Below are 4,867 nucleotides of genomic sequence, written 5' to 3'. Positions count from 1 at the left end.
TCCCTTTCTATCTTTTTGCTGCTCTTGCCGAGTGGGGCAAGGAAGTGGCGTGGATTTTTATTGAAGTGTTTCGCCAGCGAATCAATAGAAACCAACAGCTTGTTGAGGTTTACATAGAGTGTATCTTCTGTAAGTAACTTGCTCGCAGTGTTGTCGCCTTTGTTGAGGCGGCCCAGTGTTTCGTTCAGCTTTGTAAGACTTTGCTGTGCTTTCTTTACTGTACCGTTCAACTCCATCATTTTTAGTGAATCAGAAAGCTGGTGGAGGTTGGCAAGTGTTGGTTTCAACTCCGTTAAAGTATGGTTCAGATTACCGGCTACGGTTTTGAACTCAACACCTAAATCGTTGATGTTGTTGTTGGCTGTTGCAAGCGTTTTGTTCAGTAGCCCGGGCGTTGTTTGCAGTTGGCTGAACAACGTGTCCAGGTGTTTGCTGTTGCCTTTCAGTCCATCAAGTAATTCATTTACCTTTTGCAGTGTAGTGGTAAGGTTGGATGCAACCGGCTCTGCATTTTTGGTAATAAAGTCCATAATGCCTTTGGCTACTTCCGATTGAAGGGTATCCTTCGGCTTTAAGAGCTTGCCACCGTTGCGCATATCGAGTTGAATGAAACGGCCACCCAGTAATTCTCCGTTCAGCATAGCGATAGAAGAATCGGTGAGTACGATATCAGAATCTATATCCAGCTCTACAATAACGCGATCTTTACTTTGCTGTATCTCTATATCACTTACGCGACCTACGGCATAACCATTCAGAAATATCTGGTTGGATTCTGTGAGTTTATCAACGTTTTGATAGATGGCATAATACTTATTGGTAGTAGAGAAGAAGTCTATACCTTTTAAAAAGTTAAACCCGAAATACAGCAACGTCAGGCCTACCACCATGAAGAGGCCTACTTTAAATTCTTTGGATAATTTCATGTAAGGGACAAATGTTGTTTATTCAGGATAACCGAATTGGCCATCAATTTATGGATTCTACTTCACTTTTATAGGCTTTGAATGCCCGGTAAATTCCGGAAGCAATCATATCCTGGCCATCGCTGGTCAATAAAAATTTTTCTTCCGGTGGATTGGAGAGAAATCCTGCTTCGATCAGCACACTGGGCATGGTGGTACGCCACAATACAACAAATCCTGCCTGCTTTACACCTCTGCTAAAGCGACCCACGCGACTCTTGAATTGCTCTTCAACTTTTTGAGCAAAACTCAGACTGCTTTCCTGGTAAGCGCTTTGTGTGAGGGTAAAAAGTATATACGACTCCGGGCTGTTAGGATCAAAGCCCTCGTAACGTTCTTTATAGTTCTCGTCCATCAGAATTACCGAGTTCTCACGTTTGGCCACCTGCAGGTTGCGTTCATCTACGTGCATACCCATGGTAAATGTTTCAGTACCAAAAGCTTTGGTGTTAGAATGCGAGTTGGCGTGTATACATATAAACAGATCGGCCTTGTTCTTATTGGCGATCTCGGCACGTTCATCAAGGGCCAGGTAGCGATCGTCCTTACGGGTATAGATCACTTTTACATCCGGCATATTCTTTTCGATATACTCGCCCAGCTTCAACGCGAGCTTCAGCGCGATATCTTTTTCGCGTGCCGTCTTCCCTATATTTCCGGGATCTTTCCCTCCGTGTCCTGCATCAATGACCACTACATCTACCTTGGCATCCATCTTTCGGAAGGTGGATGAGGAATTTAGCAAGGTTATTGCTATCAGAAGCACAGTTAATCCAATATTCTTCACAGGCCTTACAATGTTCAGTCTATTTGCAATAACTTTACGCAAAAATGTGAATTTTTCACTAAAAGCTAAAGCCCTGACTTTCAACTCACCCCCTGTGCAGCGTCTTTCTGTTGTTATCTTATTCATTATTATATCCTTTGCTTCCTATGCGCAGGTGGAGCCAGCGGTTAAAACGCCCGGAGATATACTCCGTCTGAAAAGCGATTCTGTAATTAACACACCAACCGATACTATTCCTCCTGTAAAAGCCGATACCCTCAAGGCCGACTCTTTAAAAACTCCACCGAAAGGCGACATTGAAACAACCATCAACTATTCGGCCAAAGACTCCATACGCGCTACCCTCGATAACCAGATGGTATGGTTATATGGTCAGGCAAAGATAGTATATGGCGATATAGAACTGGAGGCGGAAGAGATAGTAATTGATTATGCTAACAATACCTTAACCGCGCACGGCAGGCGCGATTCGCTCGGCCAACGGATAGGGTACCCGGTATTTAAGAATGGCCCCGAACTATACGAGACAAAAGACATTGTATATAATTTCAAAACCAAACGCGCACGCATCAGTGAGGTAGTAACGCAACAAGGTGAAGGGTACCTGCACAGCCAGGCAGCTTTCAAGAATGAAAAGAACGAGATATTGAGTATACATAACAGCTATACTACCTGTAACTTGGAGCACCCGCACTTCCGCATACGCGCCACCAAGACCAAGGCTATTCCGAACGATAAGATTGTGGCCGGTCCTTTCTATATGGAGTTCAATGATATACCCTTACCGTTGGGCTTCCTGTTTGGTATGTTCCCCTCGCCACGCAAGAGCGCATCAGGTATTATTGTGCCCTCGTATGGTGAAGAACGCAGAAGAGGCTTCAACCTGCGGGGAGGCGGATACTTCTTTGATATAAGTGAGTATATGAAGCTGGCCCTAACAGGAGATATATACTCCAAAGGCGGCCATGCGCTATATGCCAACTCCAGTTACCTGAAGAAATATCACTATAGTGGTTCCCTCAACTTTGCCTACTCGAAGAACCCGGATTCGGATGATAAGATCGAAACACAGAATTTTACAAAAGACTTTCGTTTAACGTGGAGTCATTCACCACAATCAAAAGGTACCGGCAGGTTCTCCGCCTCTGTTAACGCGGCAACATCGACCTTCAATAAGAATAACTATATCAATACGCTTACACAAAGCACTACCACGCTGAGTAATATATCTACCAAGCTCAGTTCGAATATATCCTATAGCAAAAAGTTTTCAGGCACACCGTTTACCCTTGGTTTGAACATGAGCCACAACCAGGATCTTGTTACCAAGAACGTAGACTTGTCGCTGCCCACCATGACGCTGAACATGACGAATATATACCCGTTTCAGAAAAAGAGTGGGGGAACCAGTGGGCCGCTGGATAACTTCTCCATTTCATATTCGATGGCAGCATCCAATCGCGTAACGAATAACCTCGGCCGATTAACTACCGATGCTACCAAGGATAGTATAGCACCGTTTACGTTCAACAACTTCGGCACCTTCTTCGCCAATGGTAAAAAAGGTATGCGCCATTCTTTACCGATGTCGTTCTCATTTAAAGCACTGCGATATTTTACTATATCACCCTCTGTGACTTATGATGAGAAATGGTATGGTGAGAAACAAGTTTGGAAAGTTGAAAACGGAACGATCGTAAAAGACTATATGGAGCATGGCTTTAACCGGATAGCTAACTATTCGTTTAGCACAAGCTTAACCACGCGTATGTATGGTACATACTTTATCAAGCGAAGCAAAATCAAGGCGATCCGTCACATTGTAAACCCTTCTATATCGTTAGGATATACTCCTGACTTTACCAAGAATAGTAACTATTTTCAGAAGATTGAAGATCCGGGTTATGCAGCCGGTAGCGGAAAGTATGTATATAAATCGTATCACGATGGTTTTGTATACGGCGGTTCCAACACCGGTAAATCCGGCTCCATCGGATTTAGTTTAGGTAACAACCTTGAAGCAAAAGTGCAGGGTGTAGAAGATTCTGTAGCGCGCAAAGTAATGCTGCTGAACAACCTCTCGTTTAGTACAAGCTATAATTTGATTGCCGACTCATTCAAACTGGCGCCCATCAGCATGGCAGCCAACACCAATATACTCGATAACACTCTTAACCTGAACCTGTCGGCTACGCTCGATCCGTATAACTATAGAATGTTTCCTGTAGAAGGAGAAGAGCCGGAAGAGCGAAGAACAAAATACTATGCGTGGCAGAGCGGACATATAGGTCGTATAACCAGTGCTACTCTGGCTATGAGTACCAACCTGAACCCGAAGAAGCGCAATAAGAATACAACCAGCCGGGAGAAGATAGCAAAGTCACAATTACCACAGCAGGAGAAAGACTTCCTGATACAGAACCCGGATGCCTATATAGACTTTGATATACCCTGGAGTTTGAATGTGAGCTATAACGTAAGCTATACCCACACAGTAAATAATGATCCTGCGGTTGTACAAACCGTTACGGCTAATGGTGATTTATCACTATCGCAATATTGGAAAATTACCTATAGCACCGGCTATCACTTTGAGTCGAAAGAATTTACCCAGACCAACCTCGGTATATCGCGCGATCTTCACTGCTGGGCACTACACCTCAACTGGACTCCCTTCGGAAGATTCCAGTCATTCAACTTTACCATCAACGTAAAGGCAAGCATACTGCAAGACCTGAAACTGGAGAGACGTAAATCTTTCTACGATACATTCTAAGTTCAAGGTTCCAAGTTTAAGGTTCAGGGTTTACCTCGAATCAGAGCACATTTGAACTTTAAACTTGAAACCTGAAACTAAAATCTCGCTTTCCACGGAGTTTCCTCTGCATTCAACTCCTGCGACATTTTACGACTGAGTATAAATAAATAATCGGAGAGGCGGTTCATATACTGGATTACTTCTGCCGGTACATTTTCCTGTTGCTGTAATGCTATAATGAGTCGCTCACTTCTGCGGCATACCGTGCGGGCTACATGGCAGCATGACACCGATGGATGACCGCCCGGTAAAACAAAGAAACGCATTGGTGGTAATTCTGCGTCCAGGGCATCGATC

The 4,867-nt window shown here is 44.1% G+C and carries 4 protein-coding genes; 1 reads left to right on the top strand and 3 read right to left on the bottom strand.

Features of this window, described 5'->3' with window-relative positions; translation table 11 throughout:
* Nucleotides 1–926, bottom strand: a 926-nt coding sequence (locus tag VIN08_RS06710) for an MlaD family protein (RefSeq protein ID WP_331962113.1), incomplete at its 3' end; no start/stop codon positions are given.
* A gap of 43 nt (nucleotides 927–969) precedes the next feature.
* Entirely contained in the window at nucleotides 970–1,752 is a 783-nt protein-coding gene (locus VIN08_RS06705; RefSeq protein ID WP_331962110.1) for an N-acetylmuramoyl-L-alanine amidase, read from the bottom strand.
* 94 nt (nucleotides 1,753–1,846) lie between these two features.
* Between VIN08_RS06705 and VIN08_RS06700 the strand changes: the two genes are divergently transcribed.
* On the top strand, nucleotides 1,847–4,528 hold the full coding sequence (locus VIN08_RS06700; protein WP_331962107.1) for a putative LPS assembly protein LptD: 2,682 nt from the start codon (nucleotides 1,847–1,849) through the stop codon (nucleotides 4,526–4,528).
* 77 nt (nucleotides 4,529–4,605) lie between these two features.
* On the opposite strand, the gene VIN08_RS06695 is transcribed toward VIN08_RS06700, so the two are convergent.
* The coding region (locus tag VIN08_RS06695) for an ATP:cob(I)alamin adenosyltransferase (protein ID WP_331962104.1) at nucleotides 4,606–4,867 on the bottom strand (262 nt) is incomplete at its 5' end.

Origin of the sequence: Ohtaekwangia sp., assembly GCF_036568665.1 — a bacterium.
GTDB lineage: Bacteria > Bacteroidota > Bacteroidia > Cytophagales > Cyclobacteriaceae > Ohtaekwangia.
Note: the sequence above shows the minus strand (reverse complement) of the source record. Positions and strands in the feature narration are given on the sequence as shown.